Below are 20,859 nucleotides of genomic sequence, written 5' to 3'. Positions count from 1 at the left end.
ATCGCTTAAACGCGCCCGCCCGCGCGCGATCTCGTCACCCCGATCCCGCCCGCCAGCGCCAGAAGCGCCAGGATCGCCGGAAGATCGCCGGTGCGCGCATAGAGCGTGGGCGGCAGCGGGGCGGGCAGCGGCGCATCGACGAAACCGGCCTGTCCCAGTCCGATCTCGGCGATTATCCGGCCTTGGGGATCAATCATCGCCGAAACCCCGGTATTGGCCACGCGGACCATGGGCAGACCCTGCTCGATCGCGCGCATCCGCGCCTGCGCGAGATGCTGGTAGGGACCGGCGAACTCGCCGAACCAGGCGTCATTGGTGATCTGTAGCAGAAAATCTGGCCGCTCGGCGGTGCCACGGCTGTCCTGCGGGAACACCGCCTCGTAGCAGATCAGCGGCAGACCCAGCCCCAGCTTGCCGAAGGCGATGACCTGAGGCCCCGGCCCGGCGCTGTATCCGTCGCCCTCCTGCGCCGCAAAGCCGCGCAGGCCGAACCGTGCCGCGATGTCGCCGCCGGGGATGTACTCGCCGAACGGCACGAGGTGATGCTTGTCATACATCGCGGCGATCCGCCCCGCGCCGTCCAGATGCACCAGCGAATTGTAGCTGCGCGGCCCCTCGCTGCGCTGGATGCCGACCGCCATCGGCGTGCCCCCGGCGGCATCGGCCATCACCTCGAAGGTCGGCGCGGCGTATTCCAGCAGCGTCGGCACCGCGGTTTCCGGCCAGACGATCAGGTCGGGATGCGGCCGCGCGGCAGTATAGTCGATCAGCCTCTGGAAAAAGACCGGCATCATCGCCGGATCCCATTTCTGATCCTGCGGAGCGTTGGGCTGCACCAGCCGCACCGTCCCCGTGGACGGCATCTCGCCCGGCAGCGCCTGACCCAGCCAGAGCGCCGGCAGAGCGAGGGCCGCGGCGGGGAGCAGGCTCGCCGCGGCCCGACCCGGGCGCTGGCGCCCATGCAGCGCCGCCGCCGGCAGCAGGACGGCGGCCAGGGTCAGCGCGGTCAGCCCGTGCGGACCGATCCAGGCCAGCAGCTGCGCCGCCCAGGTGCCGACCCAGACCTGAGCCGGGGCCGCCCAGGGAAACCCGGTCAGCACCGTTCCGCGCGCGGCCTCGGCCAGCGACCAGGTCGCAACCAGCATCCCCGCGCGGGCAAGGGACGTCTGCGCGAACCGGGCCGCCGCCCAGAAGGCCGCGCCCCAGAACAGCGCCAGCCCGGCGGCGAGGAAGACCAGCGCGAAGGGCGCCATCCAGCCATGCCGCTCGACATCGACGAGGAAGGGCTCGACGATCCAGATCAGTGCGTGGGCGAAATACCCGGTGCCGAAGGCCCAGCCGAGCGCCGCCACCCACCGCGCCGGCCCGGTCAGCAGCCAGGGCAACAGCGCCAGCGCCAGCAGGGTCAGCGGCCAGATCCCGTAGGGCGCGAGGCCGAACGCCGCCAACGCCCCCGCGCCGGCCGCGAGGGCGAGCCGGGCCGCCCCCCGGCGCCTGTCCGTGCCGGTCACGTCGCGTGGTCGGGAAGCCGCACCCGCAGGCGCTTGATCCGGCGCGGATCGGCGTCGATGACCTCGAATTCGGGTCCGTCGGGATGCGGCACCACCTCGCCGCGCGTCGGCACGCGGCCCGAGAGCATGAAGACGAGGCCGCCGAGCGTGTCGATCTCCTCCTCGTCGACCTGGTCGTGATCGGTCAGCGACTGGCCGATCTCGGCCTCGAACTCGGCCAGCGGCGTCTTGGCCAGCGCGATGTAGCAGCCCGGCTTCTCGCGCACCCAGGTCTGGTCCTCGTCGGTGTCGTGCTCGTCCTCGATCTCGCCGACCACCTGTTCGATCAGGTCCTCGATGGTCAACAGCCCGTCGACCCCGCCATACTCGTCGATCACCAGCGCCATGTGCCGCCGTTCGGTCTGCATCTTGGCCAGCAGCACCCCGATCGGCATCGAGGGCGGCACGAAGAGCAGCGGGCGCAGCATCGAGTCCAGGTCGAACGGCACGCTGCCGCCGTTGAAGCCATGGGTCAGCGCGAAATCCTTCAGGTGGACGAAGCCGACCGGGGTATCGAGCGTGTTCTCATAGACCGGAATCCGGGTCATGCCGCTGTCGCGGAACACCTGCACGAGGTCCTCCTTGCCGATGGTGCTGGCCACGGCGACGATATCGGCGGTGGGAATCGCCACGTCCTCGACCCGCATCCGGCGCAGGTTGATCATGCCGTGCGCACGCGACCCGCCGGAGCCGCCGGACTCCTGATCGGGCGCGTCCGCCGGGGTGAACGCCTCGATGATGCGGCCGAAAAAGCCTGACCGTTCAGAAGGTTCCGCCTGTTCGGCGTCCGGGTCGTCCGAATGATCCGGGGTCGTCTGGTCCTGGGACTGCGCGCGTTGCGCCGCGTTAGAACTGTCGTCTGTGTCGCCCATCTGTCCTGTCCGAAAGGGGGCCTAGGGCCCCGTCCTGTCCCTATATGGGTCATCCAGACCCAGTCTGCCAAGTATTTCGACCTCAAGTCGCTCCATCAGAGTGGCATCGGGGTCACGAACGTGGTCATAGCCCAGCAGATGCAGCAGCCCGTGCACCAGCAGGTGGGTGACGTGATCGGCCATCGGTTTGCCCGCGGTCTCGGCCTCGCGCGCGCAGGTCTCCCAGGCGATGGCGATGTCGCCAAGCTCGGTCTCGCCGGCGAAATCCGGCTCGGGCGCGGCCGGGACGGCGCCCGGGTCCGCCGCGGCCAGATCGGCGGCGGGCCAGCTCAGCACGTTGGTCGGCTGCGGCTTGCCGCGGAACTCGGCGTTGAGCTCGGCGATGCGGGCATCGTCGCAGGCCAGCAGCGACAGCGTGCAGCCGTCCGCGTCGATCCCGAGCCGCGCGAAGGTGGCAATGGCCGCCGCCTCGGCCAGGCCGGGCAGGGTCAGCGCGGTCCAGCGCGGGTCGTCCTCGATGATGTCGATCTGCATTCTGGCCCCTGTCGGAGCGGGGGCCAGCCCCCGCGCCCCCGGAGTATTGTCACGAAGATGAAAAGCCGCGCGCGGTCAGCTGTCGGCCTCGTAGGCTTCGATGATCGCGGCCACCAGCGGGTGGCGCACCACGTCTTTCGAGGTGAAATAGTTGAAGCTGATCTTGGGGATCGTCTTGAGCAGCCGTTCGGCATCGGCAAGGCCCGAGGGGACGCCGCGCGGCAGGTCGATCTGGGTGCGGTCGCCGGTGATCACCATGCGGCTGCCCTCGCCGAGCCGCGTCAGGAACATCTTCATCTGCATGGAGGTGGCGTTCTGCGCCTCGTCCAGCACCACGAAGGCGTTGGAGAGGGTGCGCCCGCGCATGAAGGCGAGCGGCGCGATCTCGATGCGTTTCTCCTCGATCAGCTTGGCCAGCTGCTTGCCGGGCAGGAAATCGTTCAGCGCGTCGTAGAGCGGCTGCATGTAGGGATCGACCTTGTCCTTCATGTCACCGGGCAGGAAGCCGAGCCGTTCGCCCGCCTCGACCGCCGGGCGGGACAGGATGATCCGGTCCACATGGCCGCCGATGAACATGTTCACGCCGACCGCGACGGCCAGGTAGGTCTTGCCGGTGCCCGCCGGGCCGATGCCGAAGGCGAGCTCGTTTTCGAACAGCGCCTGCACATAGGCCTGCTGCGCGGCGGTGCGGGGTTCGACCAGCTTCTTGCGGGTCTTGATCTCGACCTTGCCGCCCTTGAACATTTCGAGCTGGTCGCCGTCGCGCGCCCCGGTGTAGCTGTCGCCGCCGCCAAGGCGCAATTCGCGGTCGATGTCGCCGGTTTCCACGTCGCGCCCGGTTTCGAGCCGTTCGTAGAGCGCGTGCAGCACCTCGCCGGCCTGTCTGCGGCTGTCCTCCTCGCCCATGATCGCGAGCTGGTTGCCGCGGCGGACGATCTGGACGCCGGTCTTCTGTTCGATATCGGCGAGATTGCGGTCGTATTCTCCGCAAAGGTCGATCAGCAGGCGATTGTCGGGAAATTCGATCAGCACCTCGGTGGGGGCCGTTCCGGTCTGCGGTGGGGTCAGGGCGCTTGTGGCCAATCCGCTCTCCTGTGCTGCCATGTCAGGCGTTGTGATCAAAGGGTGCCAAGTTCCGCGGCGCCATGCAAGCGATAGCACCGGTCTTCAACCATTTTGTAACGGGGCGGGCGGCGTGCTGCCGCGCAAGCGGTCAGGCGGGGAGCCCGGCCAGCGAATTGGTGCCGGACTCGACGATGCGCACCGGCAGCAGGTCGCCCACCCGCGCCTGCGGGTCGCGCACATGCACCGCGTGCAGGTAGTCGGACTTGCCGACCATCTGGCCCTCCAGGCGGCCGGGTTTCTCGAACAGCACGTTGACCACGCGCCCGACCATCGCATCCTGCAGCGCGCGCTGCTGGCGGGTGATCAGCGCCTGCAGCCGGTGCAGCCGGTCGGTCTTGGAGTCCTCGTCGACCTGCGCGCGTTCGGCGGCCGGCGTGCCCGGGCGGGTCGAGTACTTGAAGGAATAGGCCGAGCCGTACTCCACCGTCTCGATCAGATCCATCGTGGCCTGGAAATCGGCCTCGGTCTCTTCGGGAAAGCCGACGATGAAATCGCCCGACAGCAGGATGTCGGGCCGCGCCGCGCGGATGCGCTCGATCAGACGCAGGTAGCTCTCGGCGGTGTGGCTCCGGTTCATCCGCTTGAGGATCCTGTCGCTGCCCGACTGCACCGGCAGGTGCAGATAGGGCATCAGCTTGGCGCAGGTGCCATGCGCCTCGATCAGATCGTCGCTCATGTCGTTTGGGTGGCTGGTGGTGAAGCGGATGCGCTCGAGCCCGTCGATCCTGTCGAGCGCCCAGATCAGCTGCGCCAGCGTCATGTCGCCCTCCGGGCCGGCCCCGTGATAGGCGTTGACGTTCTGCCCCAGCAGGGTGATCTCGCGCACGCCGCGTTCGACCAGGTCCCGCGCCTCGGTCAGGATGCGGTCCGCCGGACGGCTGACCTCGGCCCCGCGGGTGTAGGGCACGACGCAGAAGGCGCAGAACTTGTCGCAGCCTTCCTGCACGGTCAGGAACGCGGTCGGGCCGCGCGGCGCCTTGGGACGGCTCTTCAGCTTCTCGAACTTGTCCTCCTCGGGGAAATCGGTGTCGAGCGCCTTCTCCCCCGCGCGCGTCCTCGCCTCCATCTCGGGCAGGCGGTGATAGCTCTGCGGGCCGACCACCAGGTCGACCATCGGCTGACGGCGCATGATCTCCTCGCCCTCGGCCTGCGCGACGCAGCCCGCCACGCCGATCTTGAGATCGGGCCGCGCGGCCTTCAGCCCCTTGAAGCGACCCAGTTCGGAATAGACCTTCTCCGCCGCCTTCTCGCGGATGTGACAGGTGTTGAGCAGGATCATGTCCGCATCGTCCGGCGACTGCGTCTGCTCATAGCCCTGCCCGCCCAGCGCCTCGGCCATGCGTTCGCTGTCATAGACGTTCATCTGGCAGCCATAGGTCTTGATGAAGAGCTTCTTCGTGGCACTCATGGGCTTGGCCTCCGGGTTGGAACGGGCGGCCTCGTCTAGACCGGATGGGGACGGCTTGCAATGCACCGGGAATTAACCGAGTCTGACGCAGAACACCAGAATGACACGCACCGGGCACACCGCATGAGTCATCCGACGCTGGAGGGGTTCCTGACCCAGCACCGCAGCGACCTGGCCCGCGGTCCCGTGGCGCTCGTCTTCGCCGAGGACGAGGTCGGCCTCGATGCCACCCTTCGCCATCTCTGCGACCGCGGATTCGCGCCGGTGCTGGCCCTGATGCCCGATGCCTTCGCGCTGGGCGATGACGTGGCGGCGCGGGTGCGACGCATCCGGTTCGACTGTTCGGCCCCGCAGGCGGTCTTTGACGCCGTCAATCGGGTGATCGAGGCCGCTCCCGGCGCCTGGCTGCACTACTGCTACAACGCCGAATTCCTGTTCTATCCCTTCTGCGAGACGCGCAGCATCGGCGAGATGGTCGAGTTCCACGCCCAGGAGCGGCGCGACGCCATGCTGACCTACGTGATCGACCTCTACGCCGGCGACCTGGCGCGCGATCCCAACGCCGTGTCGATGGACCAGGCCTATCTCGACCGCTCGGGCTACTACGCGCTGGCCCGCACGGCCCCGGACAGCGACATCGCGCTGGACCGGCAGCTCGACTTCCACGGCGGGCTGCGCTGGCGGTTCGAGGAACACATCCCCCCCGCCAGCCGCAAGATCGACCGGATCTCGCTGTTCCGGGCCCGGCGCGGGCTGCGCCTGCGTCCCGATCACACGCTGAACGACGAGGAATACAACACCTATGCCTGCCCCTGGCATCACAACCTGACCGCCGCGGTCTGTTCGTTCCGCACCGCCAAGGCGCTCAAGCGCAACCCGGGTTCCGCCTTCGCCATCGACACGTTTCGCTGGCACAATTCCACCGCGTTCGAATGGACGTCGCGCCAGTTGCTCGATCTCGGCCTGATGGAACCGGGCCAATGGTTCTGACCGGACGCCTCGCCTAGGTCGCGCCCTGTGTCTCGATCTTCAGCGTCTCGCCGCAATGCTTGCAATGCACCGCGTCGAGATCATGCCGCATCAGCCCGCATTCCGGGCATTTGAAACGCACCTTGGTCGGGCGGATGATCGCGCTGGCCAGTTGCACGAAAAGCGCGACGCCGACCACCATGATGACCACCGACAACAGCTTGCCGGTGACCGTCGTGGGGGTGATGTCGCCGTATCCCGTGGTGGTGAGCGTCGCCACGGTGAAATAGAGCGCATCGACATAGCCCTCCGGCCCGGCGCCCTCGTCGGCCGCCAGCGCGAACACCGCCGAAGTGGTGACGAAGACGAAGACGATCAGGTTGACCAGCGCCAGCAGCGCGTCCTCGTGACGGCGGAAGAACCGGCTGTCTTGGCGCAGATCCCGCAGCAGGTGATAGGAATGGATCAGCCGCAACCCGCGCAGGATGCGCAGGAAGGCCAGGTCGTGCAGGTCGAACAGCGGCGCGATCAGCAGCGTGACGATCACCACCAGGTCGGCGATCGTGTAGAGCTGCCGCAGCATCTTGCGCCGGTCCGTCGCCAGCCACAGCCGGGCCCCGAAATCCGCCAGGATCAGCAGCCCCAGCACCGTGTTCACGACCACTAGCGTCGGCGTCAGCGGCACCGCAACCGTCGCGACGAAGAACAGGATGGTCAGGGTGTCAAAGGCGATCAGCCCATAGCGGAACCACTTGGCGCGCGGGCTGTAGCCCAGGTAGAGCGACGACAGGAACTGTTTCAGGGACTCGCGCATGATCCCCGAAGCAAGCCGGGTTTTCGACCCCGGTTCAAGTGCTTTGTTGCCGCCTCAGGCGCGCAGCAGGACCGGGAACCAGTCCTCGCGCAGCCGCTCGCCCGGTTGCATCCCGTGCCCCGGAAACGGCGGCGAGGTCGGTCCCGGCCGCTCGACATAGCGCGCGTCGTCCCCCACCAGCCGCAGCGAGAAGGCCCGCCGCCGCGTGGCGCTGGTGTTGCCGCGCGCACCGTGCAGCGTGCGATAGTCGAACGCCACAGCGTCGCCGGGCTGCATCTCGAACTCGACGATCCGCATCCCCTCGGCCTCGGGATCCGGCACCGGCATGTATTGGCCCTCGTCCGCAAAGAAGGCCGACTCCGCGACCCAGCGGGTCGGCAGCACGTCCTTTTCCCAGCGGTGCGATCCGGCCACGCAGCGCAGACTGGCCTCGCGGACCGGGTCCAGCGGCGACCAGAAGCTGACGGTCTGGCGGCCCTGCACGAAGTAATAGGGCCCGTCCTGGTGCCAGGGGGTCGGCATCGAGGTGCCGGGTTCCTTGACCAGAACGTGATCGTGGAACAGCTGCACGCTGTCGGATTGCATCAGGTCGGCGGCGACCGCGGCGGCGGGCGACTCGCGGATCGCTTCGGCGAATTCCGGGATGCGCTCCCAGTTGCAGTAATCGTCGAAGAACAGCCCCGTATGCCCCTCCTTGCGGTTCTCCGAAGCATAGGGGCCGGGCGCGTCCATGTTGCGCGCGACACCGGCGCGCAGGGTCTCGACATGGTCGGCGAACAGGCCGCGGATCAGCACGACCCCGTCGCGCTGGAACGTGTCGATGTCGTCACGGGTCACGAGCGGGTGGGGCATGGAATCTCTCCTTCGGGCTGCGTCGCCCCGTCCTGCCCAATCGTCTTGGATGTTTCAATTCATATATTCCGATGGCACATATAATCTCATGTTATACTTGACCCTGCGCCAGTACGAATACGTCACCGCGATCGCCCGCCAAGGCAGCCTGTCGGCCGCCGCCGATGACGTGAACGTCTCCCAGCCCGCGCTATCGGCCGCGCTTTCGCGCATCGAATCACGGCTCGGCAAGACGCTGTTCTTCCGCCGCAAGGGCGCAGCCCTCGTGCTGACGCCCGAGGGGCGCGACTTCGTGCGCCAGGCCGAAGACCTGCTCGCCCGCGCCGCGCGGCTCGAGCGGACCGAACCCGACGCGCCCGCGCCGCAATCGCTGGTGCTGGGCTGTTTCGTCGATCTCGCGCCCTTCCTGCTGGCCCCGGCCCTGAACCTGATGCGCCGCAACTTCCCGGGCATCGCGGTCAGCTACCGGGTCGAAGGGTTTCAGGCGCTGACCACCGCGATGATCGACGGGCAGGTCGATCTCGCCGTGACCTACGACCTCGGGCTCGACGCCGGGTTCGACCGTCATACGCTCGCCCATGCGGTGCCCTGCGCCCATGTGGCCGCCGACCACCCGCTCGCCACCCGGTCCGAGATCGACCTCGCCACCCTCGCCGACCATCCGCTGATCCTGTTCCAGGAAGGCATGTCCGCCCAGCACGTTCTGGCGCTGTTCCGCGAGCGTGACCTGCGCCCGCGCGTCGTGCACCGCGCCGCCTCGCTCGAGATCCTGCGCAGCCTCGCCGCGCATGGCGAAGGCATCGGGCTCAGCCACAGCCGCCCGCCCGGCCATCTCAGCTATGACGGACGTCCGGTGGTGGCGATTCCCGTCAGCGACCCCGCGGCGGTCGAACCGATCATCCTCGCACGCCATGGCACCGCCCCGCTGCCGCCGCAGCGCGCGGGCGTGCTGTCGGCGCTCGCGGGCGGTCTCGGCGCGGCGTGGGGGTGACGCTCAGGACAAGGTCAGGTGCGGCGCAGGCGGATCACCACGTCGACCGAGGCGATCTCGGCCCCGGCGGGCGCATCCGGCAGCCGCGTGATCACCAGTTCATCCGACGGCGCGTCGGACAGGCGGCCCTCGTCTTCCCAGTAGAAATGCGGATGATCATGGGTGTTGGTGTCGAAATAGCTCTTGGAGCCATCCACCGTGACCTCCTGCATCAACCCGACATCGCAGAACGCGCGCAGGGTGTTGTAGATCGTCGCCAGCGACACCGATGCGCCGGACTCCCGCGCCGCCTCGAACAGGCTCTCGGCGGTGACATGGCGGTGCTGCCCGTCGCCGACCAGCAACTCGGCCAGCGCAAGCCGCTGACGCGTCGGCCGCAGCCCGGCCGAGTTCAGCCAGCTGGTCGCGGATTTGATGGCCTTCTGCGTCATGTCTGTATCCCGGTTGTCGTCCTGACCCTGTATATAGGGCGTCCGGCGGCACGATTTCAAATGAAATTCAGTCGCAACTGCCAGGAAGACGCCACACCCCGACGCGCCGCGCGCCCTTGCGGGAAGCGCGACGGCGGTGTTAGACGGATTCCGGAAACGGCAGCGAGCACAGGCAGGAAAGGCGGCGGAATGTCCCAGTATCCCAACAGTTTTGACAAGGAGGGCCTGCTGAAATGCGCCCGTGGCGAACTGTTCGGCCCCGGCAACGCCCAGTTGCCCGAACCCCCGATGCTGATGATGGACCGCATCACCGAGATCAGCGCCGACGGCGGCAGCCACGGCAAAGGCCACGTAGTGGCCGAGTTCGACATCCATCCCGACCTGTGGTTCTTCAAGTGCCACTTCCCCGGCAACCCGATCATGCCCGGATGCCTCGGCCTTGACGGGCTGTGGCAGCTCACCGGCTTCAACCTCGGCTGGCGCGGCATGCTGGGCCAGGGCATGGCGATGGGCGTGGGCGAGGTCAAGCTCAAGGGCATGGTCAAACCCGACCGCAAGATGCTGACCTATTACGTCGACATGACCCGGATCATCGACCGCAAGCTCAAGCTCGGCGTCGCCGACGGACGGGTTGTCGCCGACGGCGAAGAGATTTATGCCGTCAAGGACATGAAGGTGGGCCTGGCAACCGCCCAGGCCTGATTGCCCGTCAGGGCCGCCAAGAGGGAGAGCGCCGATGCGTCGCGTCGTTGTAACCGGGCTGGGGATCGTCTCGTCCATCGGAAATAACGCAGCCGAGGTCCTGGCCGCGCTCAAGGCGGGCACGTCCGGAATCGAGGCCAGCCCCGACATGGCCGAACACGGCTTTCGCAGCCAGGTGGCCGGCACGCTCAAGCTGACCGTCGCCGACCACGTCGACAAGCGCGCCCTGCGCTTCATGGGACCGGGCGCCGCCTATGCCCATATCGCCATGGCCGAGGCCATCGCCGACGCCGGGCTGGACGACTCCGACATCGTGAACCCGCGCACCGGCCTCGTCGCCGGCTCCGGCGGGCCCTCGACCAGCGCCATGCTGACCGCGCACCAGACGGTGCTGAAATCCGGCGCGACCAAGCGCATCGGCCCCTTCGCGGTGCCCAAATGCATGTCCTCGACGATCTCGGCCAACCTCGCCACGGCCTACAAGATCAAGGGAATCAACTATTCCATCACCTCCGCCTGCTCGACCAGCCTGCACTGCATCGGCAACGCCGCCGAACAGATCATGATGGGCAAGCAGGACGTGATGTTCGCCGGCGGCGGTGAAGAACTCGACTGGACCCTCTCCTGCCTGTTCGACGCGATGGGCGCGATGAGCAGCAAGTACAACGACACGCCGCAGCGCGCCTCGCGCGCCTTCGACGCCGACCGCGACGGCTTCGTCATCTCGGGCGGCGGCGGCATCGTGGTGCTCGAAGACCTCGAGCACGCCCGGGCGCGCGGCGCCAAGATCTATGCCGAGGTCACCGGCTACGGCGCCACCAGCGACGGGCACGACATGGTCGCCCCCTCCGGCGAAGGCGGCGAACGGGCCATGCGGCTGGCGCTGGCGACCCTGCCCGAAGAGCGCCGCGTCGGCTACATCAACGCCCACGGCACCAGCACGCCGGTGGGCGATGTCGGCGAGGTCGAGGCCGTGCGCCGCGTCTTCGGGCAAGGCACGACGCCCCCGATCAGTTCGACCAAGTCGATGACCGGCCACGCCCAGGGTGCGGCCGGCGCGCTCGAGGCGATCTTCAGCCTCCTGATGCTCGACAACGACTTCATCGCCCGCTCGATCAACGTCGAAACCCTCGACCCGGCGCTGGATCCGTCCGAGATCGCGCTGGACATGGTCGAGAACGCCGGGCTGGACAGCGTGATGACCAACAGCTTCGGATTCGGCGGCACCAACGGATCGATGATCCTGTCGAAATTCAACGGATAGGATCGGGACATGACCACTTCACTCGCAGGCAAACGCGGCCTCGTCATGGGCGTCGCCAATGATCGCTCGATCGCCTGGGGCATCGCCCGCGCCCTGCACGAGGCGGGGGCCGACCTGGCCTTCACCTACCAGGGCGACGCCTTCGGCAAGCGGCTCGAACCGCTGGCCGCCTCGGTCGGCTCCGATTTCATGGTCGATGTCGACGTGACCGACGATCCCTCGCTCGACGCCGCTTTCGACGCCCTGTCGGCGCGCTGGCCGACCATCGATTTCGTCATCCACGCCATCGCCTATTCCGACAAGTCCGAACTGACCGGGCGGTTCCTCAACACCAGCCGCGCCAATTTCAAGAACTCGCTGGACATCAGCGCCTATTCCTTCATCGAGATCGCCCGCCGCGCCCATCCCCTGATGGTCGAGAACGGCGGCACGCTGATCACCCTGACCTACCAGGGCAGCAACCGGGTGGTGCCGAACTACAACGTCATGGGCGTCGCCAAGGCGGCACTGGAATCCGCGACGCGCTACCTGGCCAACGATCTCGGCCCCGAAGGCATCCGCGTCAACGCGATCTCGCCGGGCCCGATGAAGACCCTGGCCGGTGCCGCCATCGGCGGCGCGCGCCGCACCTACAAGCACACCGACCAGAACGCCCCGCTGCGCGCCAACGCGACGCTCGAGGCGGTGGGCGGCACCGCGGTCTACCTCGTCTCCGACGCCGGCGCCTGCACCACGGGCGAAATCATCCGCGTCGACGGCGGCTACCACGTCCTCGGCATGCCCCAATCCGAATACCTCTGAGACCGGGCCAGGCGCCACGACCTGCTTTGCCACCGGTGGCCCGCCGCGCGGTGCGCGACCCAGCTTCGGGCATCCGACGACCGGCGCCCGGGTCCGGCCGGATTGCGAAAAACCGCAAAATCGGCCATGATTTTGCCGCGAAAGGCAACCGGGCGACATCAACCGACAGGAGGCAGCCATGTCCCTGGACCTGTCCCGTCTCGCAGCCTCGGGTCTTGCCGCGCTGACGGTGTCCTGTTCCGCCCACGCGGCCACTGAAACCGTCACCGGGGCTTTCGTGTTCTCGGCCGTCGTGACCAATACGACCGTCACCGACTCGCTCTTCCTCGATCCGTTTTCCGGCGATCCCGCAGGGCTCGTCTCGGCCACCCTGTCGATCGATTCCCGCATCCTCGTGAACGATCTGACCGCAGCCGAGGCCTTCGCGAGCGTCCTGTTGAACGGCACAGCGCTGGCGAGCATGGCGCTCGGGCAGTCCGAGAATTTTCTCACCTTCTCCGCCGACCTGCGCGCGCTCGGGGTCGACGCATCCTCCTTCGTCGGTGCCCCGGTCGCTTTCGACCTCGCGCTGTTCGCGGACGAAGGCGGGTTCACCGGGCTCTGGTATGCCGGAACCGGGGTGCCGTTTCTGGGACAGCCGGGCTACGGCACCGTCTCTCTGACCTATGAAACCGCGGATATCGCTCCGATTCCACTCCCGGCCAGCTTGTTGCTGCTCCTGGGCGGTATCGGCAGTCTCGGCGCGCTGCGGTGCCTGCGCCATGCGCGCTCAGGCGCAACCTGAACGCGCCCCGAACCGCGCGAGCGCGGGCGAGCGACCGCACCCTGCCTCGGGATCGCCGATGACCTGGACGGACCCAAGGTTCCACGCTGAACCCTGCGATGCGTCTCGACCATTCCCGGCAGGCCGATCCTCATGTCCACCGCCTGGCGACCCGTGGCGGAGACCGCAACAGGATGGCTCCGGTTCGAGTGCGCGGTCTCTCCGCTGCCCTTCCGGGTTGGCATCCCGACACAGCTTCCCGCACCGGGCACCTCCCTGCACCGCGCGCCGCGTCAACGCTGCGCTGCACAGCAAAGCCACACGCCGCGTATGCACGCGGTATGCACGGAGTCTGCACGCATGGCACAGGCCACCCGCCCATGAAAACAAGGGCGTTAACGCGCTTTCGGAAAAAATCGTGCGCCGGCGGTGTTACTCCCCGACCGCGACCAGTTCGATCTCGAACACGAGGTCCTGCCCCGCCAGCGGATGGTTCGCATCCAGCGTGACCTTCTCCTCGGTCATCTCGACCACGGTCACCGGCAGCACCTGCCCTTCGCTCGACTGCATCTGCAGCTGCATTCCGGTCTGCAGGTCGATCTCCGGCGGAATGCTCTCGCGCGGCACCGCCTGACGCATCCCCGGCTGGACCGGGCCATAGGCGTCCTCGCAGGCGACGTTCACCACCTTCTTCTCACCCACCTCCATGCCAGGCAGCGCGCCGTCCAGACCGGGTATGATCTGCCCCGATCCGACCTCGAATTCCAGCGGGTCGCGGCCTTCCGAGCTGTCGAAGGTGCTGCCGTCCTGAAGGGTTCCGGTATAATGGATACGCACGGTATCGCCTGTCTTGGCCTGGGTCATGGTATCTCCCCCTTGGGCTCTGTGTCGCGTTTGGCCAGACCGTGGGGCCGGGCAGGAACGCCCAACCTAACCCCTCATCCCCGCATGTAAACCCGCGCCCCCGCCCCTGCCCGCCAACCCCTTTTCATCTTTGGAAAAATACTCCGGGGGAGTCGCCGCCAGGCGACGGGGGCAGCGCCCCCACCCGCGCCGAACCAGCGCCATTCCGGCGCTTCCAACCCCGCTTCACCTGTGCCACTCTGCGCCAAAATCTGGAGCCCGCGATGCCCATCACCACCTGTGTCTTCGATGCCTACGGCACCCTCTTCGACGTCGCCGCCGCCGCGCGTCACGCCGCCCGGGACCCGGCCTTCCCGGCGCTGGCGGACAGCTGGCGCACGCTGGCCGAACACTGGCGCCTCAAGCAACTGCAATACACCTGGCTGCGCGCGGTCGCGGGCGCTCACACGGATTTCTGGGAGGTCACCCAGAACGGGCTCGACTGGGCGCTCGAGGCCGCCGGTCTCGCCGGCGACGCCGCCCTGCGCCAGCGCCTGCTGGACCTCTACTGGGAACTCGCCGCCTATCCCGAGGTGCCCGGCATGCTCGCCGCGCTCAAGGACGGCGGGCAGCAGACCGCGATCCTCTCCAACGGCTCGCCCGCGATGCTCGACGGCGCGATCCGCTCGGCGGGGATCGGCACGCTGCTCGACGATGTCCTGTCCGTCGAAACCGTCGGCATCTTCAAGCCCGCGGCAGCGGTCTACGATCTCGTCGGCGCGCGCTTCGGATGCCCTGACGACGAGGTGCTCTTCGTCTCCTCCAACGGCTGGGACGCCGCCTGCGCCACCGGCTACGGCTTCACCACCGCCTGGGTCAACCGCGCCGGCGATCCGGTCGACCGGCTGCCCTGGACACCGGCCCATGTGCTGTCCGACCTGACCTCCATCCCCGATCTGGCGGCGCGCTGATGGCCCGTTTCATCACCACCGACGGGCTCACCCTCCACTACGAGGACACCGGCGCCGGCCAGCCCCTGCTCTGCCTGCCGGGTCTCACGCGCAACACGCGCGACTTCGACTTCCTCGCCCCCCATGTGAGCGATCTGCGCCTGATCGCAATGGATTACCGCGGTCGCGGCCAGTCCGACCCTGCGCCCGATTTCAACAGCTACGCGGTCCCGCGCGAGGCGCAGGATGTGGTCGACCTGCTCGACCATCTGGGCCTCGCCGCGGTCACGATCCTCGGCACGTCGCGCGGCGGGCTGATCGCCATGGCGCTGGCCGCGACGCAGCCGGATCGCGTCGCCGGGGTGATCCTGAACGATGTCGGCCCCGAGGTCGCGCCCGCGGGCATCGCCCGCATCCTCGACTACGTGGGCCGCCCACCGACCGCCCGGACCCTCGCCGACGCGGCGCAGGCGCTGCAGGCGGCCCTCGAACCGCAATTCCCCGGCCTTTCCCCCGAGATCTGGCAACGTCAGGCCGCCGCGCAGTTCCGCCAGACCGACGCGGGCCTCGCCCTGACTTACGATCCGCGCCTGCGCGACGCGCTGATGGCACAGATGCAGGACGGTCCGCCCCCCGACCTCTGGCCGCTCTTTGACGCGCTCGCCGAAAAGCCGCTCGGCGTGCTGCGCGGTGCCAATTCCGACATCCTCGGCGCCGAGACACTCGCCGCGATGCAGGCCCGCAATCCCGAGATGATCGCCGTCACGGTGCCCGACCGGGGCCACGTGCCGCTGCTCGACGAACCCGAAAGCCTGGACCTGATCCGCCGCATCCTGAAGGACACCGCATGAGCGACCTGTCGATGATCCACGCCGCCGCCGACCGGCTTGCGGGCCACGCGCGGCGTACACCGCTGCTGTCCTCGCCGTTTCTCGACGAAATCGCCGGGCGGCGGGTGCTGGTCAAGGCCGAATGCCTGCAGCACACCGGCAGCTTCAAGTTCCGCGGCGGCTGGTCGGCGGTCTCGGCCCTGCCCCCCGATACCCGCGCGCGCGGCGTCATCGCCTTTTCCAGCGGCAACCACGCCCAGGGCGTCGCCCGGGCCGCCCAGGCGCGTGGTGCACCGGCAGTCATCATCATGCCCGCCGACGCCCCGCGCATGAAGATCGACAACACCCGTGCGCTGGGCGCCGAAATCGTGCTCTACGACCGCGAAACCGAGGATCGCGACGCAATCGGCGACCGCCTCGCCGCCGAGCGCGGCCTGACCCTCATCAAGCCTTTCGACGAGCCGCAGGTGATCGCGGGTCAGGGCACCACCGGGCTCGAGATCGCCGACCAGGCCGCCGCCGAGGGCGTGACCGAGGGCGACGTTCTGGTCTGCTGCGGCGGCGGCGGGCTGACCTCGGGCATCGCGCTGGCGCTGGAAGGCCACGCGCCGGGGCTGCGCGCCCGCACGGTCGAGCCAGAAGGGTTCGATGACGTGGCCCGCTCGCTCGCCACCGGGTCGATCCAGCGCAACGCCCGAACCTCCGGCAGTCTCTGCGACGCCATCGTGACGCCGCAACCCGGCGAGATCACCTTCCCGATCCTGAAGCGGCTGTGCGGGCCGGGCCTCGTCGTGACCGAGGCGCAGGCACTGCAGGCCATGGCGCTCGCCTTCGCCCGGCTCAAGATCGTGCTGGAACCGGGCGGCGCGGTGGCCTTGGCCGCCGCCCTTTTCCACCCCGAGGCGGTGCAGGGCGACGCGGTGATCGCCGTCGCCACCGGCGGCAATGTCGATCCTGCGGTGTTCCGCGACGCGTTGGCAAGGCTCGAGCCTTAGGCTAGGGTCGCGCCGATCGATCAGCGGAGGGCGTTCATGCACATTGCCGACCTGGGCGAGGTCCAGCTTCATTATCGTATCGACGGCGATCCCGACGGCGCGCCGATGGTCTTCGCCAACTCGCTGGGCACCGATCTCAGGCTCTGGGACGCGGTGCTGCCGCTGCTGCCGGACGGGCTGCGGCTGATCCGCTACGACAAGCGCGGTCACGGTCTGTCCTCGGCCCCGCCCGCACCCTACTCGATGGGCGCGCTGGTGCGCGACGCCGAATTGCTGCTCGACCACCTGAAGGTGCGCGATTGCCTGTTCGTCGGCCTGTCGATCGGCGGCATGATCGCGCAGGGCCTCGCGGTCAAGCGGATGGACCTCGTGCGCGCGATGGTGCTGTCCAACACCGCGGCCAAGATCGGCACCGCCGAGATGTGGAACGACCGCATCGCCGCGATCGAGGCCGGCGGCATCGAAAGCCTCGCCGACCCGGTCATGGAGCGCTGGTTCAGCAAATCCTTCCGCGCCAGCCCGGACCTCGCGCTCTGGCGCAACATGCTGGTGCGCCAGCCGGCCGTGGGCTATGTCGGGTGTTCCGCCGCGATTTCGGGCACCGATTTCATGACCCCGACCAGCGGGTTGCGCCTGCCGACGCTCGGCATCGCGGGCGATCAGGACGGCTCGACCCCGCCCGACCTCGTGCGCGAAACCGTCGACCTGGTTCCCGGCTCGCAGTTCCACCTGATCCGCGGCGCGGGCCACCTGCCCTGCGTCGAGAACCCGGTGGAATACGCCGAGGTCCTGACCCGCTTCCTGCGCGAAACCGGCCATGTCTAGGGGCAAGGAGCGCTGACATGGCGCGGTTCCTGCTGATACACGGCTCCTGCCACGGGGCATGGTGCTGGCGTGACCTCTTGGGGGAGCTTGCAAACCTCGGCCATGACGCCCACGCCATCGATCTCCCCGGCCACGGCGACGACACGACGCCCCTGTCCGAGGTGACGCTCGACCTGACCCGCGACGCGGTCCTTGCCGCCAGCACGCCCGACAGCATCGTTCTGGGTCATTCCTGGGGCGGCTACCCGATCAGCGCCGCAGCCGAGGCCGATCCGGCGGCAATGCGCGCGCTGGTCTATCTCTGTGCCTATGTGCCGGTCTCGGGCCTCTCGATGATCGACATGCGCAAGGCCGGGCCGAGGCAGACCCTGACCGGAGCGGTCGAGCGCGCGCCCGATGGGCTGTCCTACAGTTTGGTGCCCGACCGCGTTCGGGCGCTGTTCTACCACGATTGCCCCGATGCCACCGTGTCCTATGCGATGGACCATCTCTGCCCACAGGCGATCGCGCCGCAGGAAACGCCGCTGACCCTGACCAACCGGTTTGCACACGTGCCCAAGTTCTATATCCGCGGCGCCGATGACCGCACCATTCCACCGGAATACCAGGCCCGAATGACACGGGACTGGCCCGCCGACCATGTCTTCGAAATGCCCACCTCGCATTCTCCCTTCTTCTCCGATCCGACCGGGCTGGCGCTCAGGCTGCATCGCATCGCCGGACTGCTCTGATGGCCGCCTCGGTGTTTGACAGCCCGCTGCACGCGCAGCTCTTTCCGACCGGCGAAGCCGGGCGCCTGTTCAGCGACAGCGCCGCCCTGCGGGCCATGCTGCTGGTCGAGGGCGCGCTGGCGCGGGTCCAGGCGGCGCGCGGGATCATTCCCGAGGATAGCGCCGCGCTGATCTCGCGCATGGTGATGGAGGTACAGATCGATCCCGGCGCACTGGCCGGCGCGACCGGCACCAACGGCGTCACCGTGCCTGGCCTGCTTGCCGCTTTCCGGGCCGAGATGCAGGCGCCCGAACACGCCCAATACCTGCATTGGGGCGCGACTTCTCAGGACATCATCGACACCGGTCTGATGCTGCGCCTGCGTCAGGCGCTGGCGCTGGTCGAAACCGATATGGCGCAGGTCCTGCACGGTCTCGCCCGGCTGGCAACGGACCATGCCGACCTGCCGATGGCCGCGCGCACCTATGGCCAGCACGCCACGCCCACCAGCTTTGGCGCGGTGGCCGCCGGCTGGGGCGCGCCGCTGCTGGCACTGGTCGGCGAACTGCCCGCGTTGCGCGACAGCTGCCTCCTGGTGTCGCTTGCCGGCGCGGCCGGCACGGCCTCCGAACTCGGCCCCGACGCTGCCGCCCTGCGCGCCGATCTGGCCGCCGAGTTGCGCCTGGGCGATCCACGGCGCAACTGGCATGCGGACCGCACTCCGCTCCTGCGACTGGCCGACTGGCTGACCCGCGTCACCCTTGCATGCGGCAAGATGGGCGAAGACCTGACCGAACTGGCGCAAAGCGGGATCGGAGAGATCACGCTCGGCGGCGCCGGGTCGTCCTCGACCATGCCGCAGAAGCAGAACCCGGTCGCTCCCTCGGCGCTGGTCGCGCTGGCGCGGCAGGCCACCGGGCTGCACGGCGTCTTGCAGGGCGCGGCCCTGGCGCGGCACCAGCGCGACGGCGCGACCTGGTTCACCGAATGGATGTGCCTGCCCCAGATCGTTCTGGGCGCCGCCAGCGCCGCCCGCATCGCCCGCGACCTGTCGGCCAATGTTGCGCCGGACGCCACGGCGATGGCGGATGCGCTTGGCGGCGGGCTGGGCCTGATCCATGCCGAAGCGTTGAGCTTCGCGCTCGCCGCACGGATGCCCCGGCCCGAGGCGCAGGCCGAGGTCAAGACGCTCTGCCGCGCAGCGCAGCAGAGCGGCAGATTACTTGCCGAGCTGGCGGTCGAGGCGCATCCATGGCTCGACACCGCAACCCTCTTCGACCCGGCCCGCCAGATGGGCCGCGCTCCCGAGGAGGCGCGGCGCTTCGCCGCTGACGTGGCGGCAAATGTCGATTCCGCGCCATGACGGCGGTGCGCGGCTGGGCCATGACGCGCCCGCCCCTTGATGGAGCCATCCGGTGCGCCTGCCCGTCCTTTTCATCCTGATCACCGTCATGCTCGATGCCATGGGCATCGGGCTGATCATGCCGGTGATGCCCGAACTGATCCTCGAAGTGCAGGGAGGATCGCTCGCCACGGCGGCGCTCTGGGGCGGCGTCCTGTCGACCGTCTTCGCGGTGATGCAGTTCCTGTTCAGCCCGCTTCTGGGCAACCTGTCGGACCGGTTCGGCCGCCGGCCCGTGCTGCTGATCTCGCTCGCGGTGATGGCGGTGGACTACCTGGTGATGGCGCTGGCCGGGTCGATCTGGCTGCTGCTCTTTGGGCGCATCATTGGCGGCATAACCGCCGCCACCCACGCCACCGCCAGCGCCTTCATGGCCGACATCTCCAAGCCAGGCGAAAAGGCGGTGAATTTCGGCCTGATCGGGGCGGGTTTCGGTGTCGGCTTCGTGCTCGGCCCGCTGGTCGGGGGGATGTTGGGCGAACTGGGCACCCGGGCGCCCTTCTATGCCGCCGCCGCGCTGGCGGCGCTGAACACCGTGTTCGGCTATTTCGTGTTGCACGAAACCGTCACCGACCGCATCCGGCGCCCGTTCTCCTGGCACCGTGCCAACCCGCTGGGCGCGTTCCGCAGCGTCGGGCGGCTGCCGGGGATCGGGCGGCTGCTCTGGGTCTATTTCATCTATTCCGTGGCCTTTCACGTCTATCCCTCGATCTGGTCCTTCTTCACGCAGGAGCGGTTCGGCTGGAGCCCGCAGACCATCGGCCTGTCTCTGGCCCTGTTCGGGGTGATGATGGCCGTGGTGCAGGGCGGGTTGATCCGGCTGGTTCTGCGCTGGCTGGGGGAATGGCGCACGGTGGTGTATGGCCATGTCTTCGACATCTTCGCCTTCGGCCTGATCGCGGTGGTGACCAGCAGCACGCTGGCCCTGATCCTGACGCCCATCGCGGCGCTTGGCGCGGTGATCACGCCGGCGCTGCAGGGGATCATGTCGCAGGCCGTGCCGGACGACGCGCAGGGCGAACTGCAGGGCGTGCTGACCAGCGTCAGCGCCCTGTCGATGATTATCTCTCCGCTGCTGATGACTTCGGTATTCGCCACCTTCACCCACCGGGACACGGCGGTCTACTTTCCGGGCGCGCCTTTTGTCGTGTCGCTGCTGCTGATGCTGCTCGGGCTGGCTTTGTTTCTGAAATCACGCCCTGCCACGGTCTGAAGGCGACCGGATCG

22 protein-coding genes are annotated in these 20,859 nt (G+C 68.4%); 13 read left to right on the top strand and 9 right to left on the bottom strand.

What is annotated here, in order from left to right; genetic code table 11:
* Positions 1-5: 5 nt before the first annotated feature.
* The 5 genes from lnt to miaB form a co-directional block, all read right to left on the bottom strand.
* A complete protein-coding gene (lnt, locus tag JF290_RS13925) occupies positions 6-1,511 on the bottom strand; it encodes an apolipoprotein N-acyltransferase (RefSeq protein WP_199025498.1) in 1,506 nt (501 codons plus the stop codon).
* Entirely contained in the window at positions 1,508-2,422 is a 915-nt protein-coding gene (locus JF290_RS13920; protein ID WP_199025497.1) for a hemolysin family protein, read from the bottom strand. The genes lnt and JF290_RS13920 overlap by 4 nt, the downstream gene beginning before the upstream one ends.
* Positions 2,423-2,443: 21 nt before the next feature.
* Entirely contained in the window at positions 2,444-2,956 is a 513-nt protein-coding gene (gene ybeY / locus JF290_RS13915) for an rRNA maturation RNase YbeY (protein WP_199025496.1), read from the bottom strand.
* A 75-nt stretch (positions 2,957-3,031) separates the two neighbouring features.
* Entirely contained in the window at positions 3,032-4,039 is a 1,008-nt protein-coding gene (locus tag JF290_RS13910) for a PhoH family protein (RefSeq protein ID WP_425503961.1), read from the bottom strand.
* 130 nt (positions 4,040-4,169) lie between these two features.
* On the bottom strand, positions 4,170-5,489 hold the full coding sequence (miaB, locus tag JF290_RS13905; protein WP_199025494.1) for a tRNA (N6-isopentenyl adenosine(37)-C2)-methylthiotransferase MiaB: 1,320 nt from the start codon (positions 5,487-5,489) through the stop codon (positions 4,170-4,172).
* Positions 5,490-5,612: 123 nt separating this feature from the next.
* Between miaB and JF290_RS13900 the strand changes: the two genes are divergently transcribed.
* Positions 5,613-6,479 (top strand): hypothetical protein, encoded by an 867-nt coding sequence (locus JF290_RS13900; RefSeq protein WP_199025493.1) that lies wholly within the window; start codon positions 5,613-5,615, stop codon positions 6,477-6,479.
* 13 nt (positions 6,480-6,492) lie between these two features.
* On the opposite strand, the gene JF290_RS13895 is transcribed toward JF290_RS13900, so the two are convergent.
* Together JF290_RS13895 and JF290_RS13890 are read right to left on the bottom strand one after the other, a co-directional pair.
* Positions 6,493-7,272 (bottom strand): potassium channel family protein, encoded by a 780-nt coding sequence (locus JF290_RS13895; RefSeq protein WP_199025492.1) that lies wholly within the window; start codon positions 7,270-7,272, stop codon positions 6,493-6,495.
* Positions 7,273-7,326: 54 nt separating this feature from the next.
* Positions 7,327-8,124, bottom strand: a complete 798-nt coding sequence (locus JF290_RS13890) for a phytanoyl-CoA dioxygenase family protein (protein WP_199025491.1) — start codon at positions 8,122-8,124, stop codon at positions 7,327-7,329.
* An 88-nt stretch (positions 8,125-8,212) separates the two neighbouring features.
* On the opposite strand from JF290_RS13890, the gene JF290_RS13885 reads away from it, so the two are divergent.
* Complete coding sequence (locus tag JF290_RS13885; RefSeq protein ID WP_199025490.1) at positions 8,213-9,115, top strand: LysR family transcriptional regulator; 903 nt, start codon at positions 8,213-8,215, stop codon at positions 9,113-9,115.
* 14 nt (positions 9,116-9,129) lie between these two features.
* Here the strand turns inward: JF290_RS13885 and irrA are convergent, their stop codons facing one another.
* Positions 9,130-9,546: an iron response transcriptional regulator IrrA gene (irrA, locus tag JF290_RS13880; protein ID WP_199025489.1), complete on the bottom strand. Its 417-nt coding sequence runs from the start codon at positions 9,544-9,546 to the stop codon at positions 9,130-9,132.
* A 189-nt stretch (positions 9,547-9,735) separates the two neighbouring features.
* Here irrA and fabA point away from each other — a divergent pair, with 189 nt between their 5' ends.
* The 4 genes from fabA to JF290_RS13860 all read left to right on the top strand — a co-directional run bounded on the left by fabA (position 9,736) and on the right by JF290_RS13860 (position 13,097).
* A complete protein-coding gene (gene fabA / locus JF290_RS13875) occupies positions 9,736-10,248 on the top strand; it encodes a bifunctional 3-hydroxydecanoyl-ACP dehydratase/trans-2-decenoyl-ACP isomerase (RefSeq protein WP_199025488.1) in 513 nt (170 codons plus the stop codon).
* Between the two features lie 34 nt (positions 10,249-10,282).
* Positions 10,283-11,512, top strand: coding sequence for a beta-ketoacyl-ACP synthase I (gene fabB / locus JF290_RS13870; protein WP_199025487.1), 1,230 nt, complete (start codon positions 10,283-10,285; stop codon positions 11,510-11,512).
* Positions 11,513-11,521: 9 nt separating this feature from the next.
* On the top strand, positions 11,522-12,313 hold the full coding sequence (locus JF290_RS13865) for an enoyl-ACP reductase FabI (protein ID WP_199025486.1): 792 nt from the start codon (positions 11,522-11,524) through the stop codon (positions 12,311-12,313).
* 178 nt (positions 12,314-12,491) lie between these two features.
* Positions 12,492-13,097, top strand: coding sequence for a VPLPA-CTERM sorting domain-containing protein (locus tag JF290_RS13860; RefSeq protein ID WP_199025485.1), 606 nt, complete (start codon positions 12,492-12,494; stop codon positions 13,095-13,097).
* A gap of 411 nt (positions 13,098-13,508) precedes the next feature.
* Here JF290_RS13860 and JF290_RS13855 read toward each other — a convergent pair whose 3' ends face one another.
* Positions 13,509-13,940: an FKBP-type peptidyl-prolyl cis-trans isomerase gene (locus JF290_RS13855; protein WP_199025484.1), complete on the bottom strand. Its 432-nt coding sequence runs from the start codon at positions 13,938-13,940 to the stop codon at positions 13,509-13,511.
* 263 nt (positions 13,941-14,203) lie between these two features.
* On the opposite strand from JF290_RS13855, the gene JF290_RS13850 reads away from it, so the two are divergent.
* From JF290_RS13850 to JF290_RS13820, 7 genes are read left to right on the top strand one after another with little or no spacing between them, the layout of a single operon-like run.
* The gene (locus tag JF290_RS13850; RefSeq protein ID WP_199025483.1) at positions 14,204-14,890 is read left to right on the top strand and encodes a haloacid dehalogenase type II; all 687 of its coding nucleotides are present in this window, start codon (positions 14,204-14,206) and stop codon (positions 14,888-14,890) included.
* The gene (locus JF290_RS13845) at positions 14,890-15,720 is read left to right on the top strand and encodes an alpha/beta fold hydrolase (RefSeq protein WP_199025482.1); all 831 of its coding nucleotides are present in this window, start codon (positions 14,890-14,892) and stop codon (positions 15,718-15,720) included. Before JF290_RS13850 ends, JF290_RS13845 begins: the two co-directional genes overlap by 1 nt.
* Positions 15,717-16,694: a threonine ammonia-lyase gene (locus tag JF290_RS13840; RefSeq protein WP_199025481.1), complete on the top strand. Its 978-nt coding sequence runs from the start codon at positions 15,717-15,719 to the stop codon at positions 16,692-16,694. The genes JF290_RS13845 and JF290_RS13840 overlap by 4 nt, the downstream gene beginning before the upstream one ends.
* Positions 16,695-16,730: 36 nt before the next feature.
* Positions 16,731-17,519, top strand: coding sequence for a 3-oxoadipate enol-lactonase (gene pcaD, locus JF290_RS13835; RefSeq protein ID WP_199025480.1), 789 nt, complete (start codon positions 16,731-16,733; stop codon positions 17,517-17,519).
* 17 nt (positions 17,520-17,536) lie between these two features.
* Entirely contained in the window at positions 17,537-18,250 is a 714-nt protein-coding gene (locus JF290_RS13830; protein ID WP_199025479.1) for an alpha/beta fold hydrolase, read from the top strand.
* On the top strand, positions 18,250-19,593 hold the full coding sequence (locus JF290_RS13825; protein ID WP_199025478.1) for a lyase family protein: 1,344 nt from the start codon (positions 18,250-18,252) through the stop codon (positions 19,591-19,593). Before JF290_RS13830 ends, JF290_RS13825 begins: the two co-directional genes overlap by 1 nt.
* A gap of 52 nt (positions 19,594-19,645) precedes the next feature.
* The gene (locus tag JF290_RS13820; protein WP_199025477.1) at positions 19,646-20,845 is read left to right on the top strand and encodes a TCR/Tet family MFS transporter; all 1,200 of its coding nucleotides are present in this window, start codon (positions 19,646-19,648) and stop codon (positions 20,843-20,845) included.
* Positions 20,846-20,859: the final 14 nt, after the last annotated feature.

Origin of the sequence: Sedimentitalea arenosa (assembly GCF_016428585.1) — a bacterium.
Taxonomy (GTDB): Bacteria; Pseudomonadota; Alphaproteobacteria; order Rhodobacterales; family Rhodobacteraceae; genus Sedimentitalea; species Sedimentitalea arenosa.
This window is presented reverse-complemented; position numbering and strand designations above follow the sequence as displayed.